We start from the raw sequence: 2,551 nt of genomic DNA on the forward strand, positions 1-2,551 counted from the left end.
GCCTCAGAAAAGAGAAGAAACAGGAATCTGTCTGGAGCAGACCCGTGATAACAGGTTCAAGCCGGACAGGAAAGATATCTGTAACTATTGAGAGGAATATTAGATAGTTGTAGATATTTAGTAGCGGGAATAGGTCTTTTGTTCCTGTTCTATGGATGGTTTCGTGCTGGAAGTGCTCCTTCGATTTCTATCCTTCTGACAGTTGTTTCACTAGGAACCAGAGTAGCTTTGTCGTATATCCTATCCTCGATTCCTTCGATCGGACTGCAGGGGATATGGTGGTCTATTCCAATCGGATGGATTCTTGCGGATTTATGCGGATTTGTTATATAGAATCGAATGCAGAAAAGAGAATGTAAACCTTAAGGAATGTAAGCTGGCTGGTTAAATTCAGTCGGCTTTTTGATTTGGAAATGATTACGATGGATAAAAACAAAAAAAGCGAAGATTTCTCTTCGCTTGATTTTCTAAATGGCGCCTGAAACAAGACTCGAACTTGTGACCTGCCGGTTAACAGCCGGATGCTCTACCGACTGAGCTATTCAGGCATCAAAAATCAAAAGATGGCGCCTGAAACAAGACTCGAACTTGTGACCTGCCGGTTAACAGCCGGATGCTCTACCGACTGAGCTATTCAGGCATGTGCTTCATCTCTTGATTGCTTAGTTATATTAACATGATCCCCAAGGTGATGCAACAAGATAATTTCAAAAAAAATGAAAAATTAGGCCTGACTGAATGGCGTAAAAAACAGCCGTAGATTAACATTTACAATCTCGTATCAAAATTTAGATTCTATTTATAAAACCGTCCTTACTTTGCAGCATCTCATGGATTGGATCAGCAAAAAGCAGAAAAAATACATCAATTCAATAAGAGATAAAGGCAAAATTCCGCGGAATAACGATCTAATTTGATTAGTGTGATAAAGAAAATGATATATTAATTTAAAATTACAAAATGATCGATATGAAGAAAGGGATAATTAAAAATAATAAAAGAATTTATGTTTTCTGCTCTATGGGACTGTTATTAACACTGACTGTAGTTTTTGTTTTAGTGCATACTGTTCACCTGGGATACAATTCAAATTTCTATTTTCATTTTGCTGCTGGATTGGCTGCATCTGGCTCTAATCGTGATTATGGAATATACTCTTGTGCCAGGCATACTCCTGTCACTTCTCTTAAGTGTACCTTCAAGGCGACATCCACTTTAAAGAGCAGATAAGTAGATATGAAATTATTGTAACTTTCGCTTTAAATAAACCAGGCAGATGATCGTCCAGTCAGCCTGGTTTTATTCGATTAGGAGGAATTCATGAAAAAGGTATCTATTCTGGTAGGGGTGATTGCAGCCATATTTGTATTCATAAGCTCATTTTTTGGAGTAGCAAATGATCAGTACACTGATTTGATTAACTTTCCTACTACTATTGCTCAGGAAAACTCTACATTTGGAGCTCAGATCAGTTTTGATGTACAAAAGCTAAGAGATGACGGACGCTTTAAAGAGTTTAGTGATTTCCTTGTAGACAGTCAAAGTGCGGCACTGCAGGTAACAGGAGAGACCGTTAACTTTTTTGAACAGATCATGGATGGTTATCTCTATCTCTCATCTTCGTTTTCATCCAAAACTCTGGGAAATGCTGGATGCTTTTCACGCTTCAGCAAATCATCTGAGAAAAAGTGGTCAACATTAAGTCAGAATGCAGAAGATGAAACATTGATTTATTTGAATCCAGCTGATTATTCACCAGGAAAGATTCAGTTGAGCTTTTCACCATTAGAAAACATTGAAACATCTTACGGTCAATTTTATTTTCTGAGTAAGAAAAAAGAGTCATTGAATGAGTTCCAGACAAGGTTTTTGGACTATATCAAATCCGTATCAACATTTGATGCTTCTGCTTTTGGAGTGCTTCCAAGATATTCAGGATGGAATCTGGCGTTCTTTGTTATTTATGGTGCTGCAGAATTTGTTCTTTTTTACTGTTTTATTCTGAATAGACAAAGAGAAATAGCTATTTACCGACTTAATGGTTGTCCTAATAAGCAAATATTTGCTTCAGTATATTCAAGGTATTTAAAGTGGATGGCTTTAACTGTTCCAATGACGATGCTTGTTTTGTTTTTGCTTATCCTATTTCCTTCTGCACCTATTAAATTAACTTTTGTGCTTCAGGGATTGCTTCCATTTCTGCTCGTTCATCTGATCATTACTTTACTGATTGCTGGAATTGGATATTAAAGCTGTACCTGGCAAAAAGACTTCTCAAGCTTAAAAGGATATAGAAGTTCAAAACAGACGATTACGGTCTATTCCATCCTGGTATTCATCTGTATTTGCTGGTTATTTCCGCGGATAACCGAATCGTTTCTATCGATTGTTGATGATGCTCGGTCTATGGTGGTCTTGGAAAAATGTAAATGTCAATCAGAAAATGTACAAATTGGGTAATTAAAAGATGTACAATTTTGAGCATATTAAAAGAGAGCTGGGGGCGGTGAAACGCAGGTGATGTCGGTAAAATATCGGCCATTAGACATCA

2 protein-coding genes and 2 tRNA genes are annotated in these 2,551 nt (G+C 37.2%); 2 read left to right on the forward strand and 2 right to left on the reverse strand.

All coding sequences use genetic code 11. The features are described from left to right. Window positions 1-87: 87 nt before the first annotated feature. Complete coding sequence (locus tag BO222_RS13365) at window positions 88-333, forward strand: hypothetical protein (protein ID WP_198932072.1); 246 nt, start codon at window positions 88-90, stop codon at window positions 331-333. A gap of 139 nt (window positions 334-472) precedes the next feature. On the opposite strand, the gene BO222_RS10830 is transcribed toward BO222_RS13365, so the two are convergent. Then, window positions 473-548: transfer RNA gene (locus tag BO222_RS10830), tRNA-Asn, on the reverse strand. A gap of 16 nt (window positions 549-564) precedes the next feature. Further along, window positions 565-640 (reverse strand) — tRNA-Asn (locus BO222_RS10835). Window positions 641-1,320: 680 nt separating this feature from the next. Here BO222_RS10835 and BO222_RS10840 point away from each other — a divergent pair. Beyond that, the gene (locus BO222_RS10840) at window positions 1,321-2,250 is read left to right on the forward strand and encodes a hypothetical protein (RefSeq protein WP_075820817.1); all 930 of its coding nucleotides are present in this window, start codon (window positions 1,321-1,323) and stop codon (window positions 2,248-2,250) included. The last annotated feature ends 301 nt before the right edge of the window (window positions 2,251-2,551 follow it).

This window comes from Ileibacterium valens, from assembly GCF_001945525.1.
GTDB lineage: Bacteria > Bacillota_I > Bacilli_A > Erysipelotrichales > Erysipelotrichaceae > Ileibacterium > Ileibacterium valens.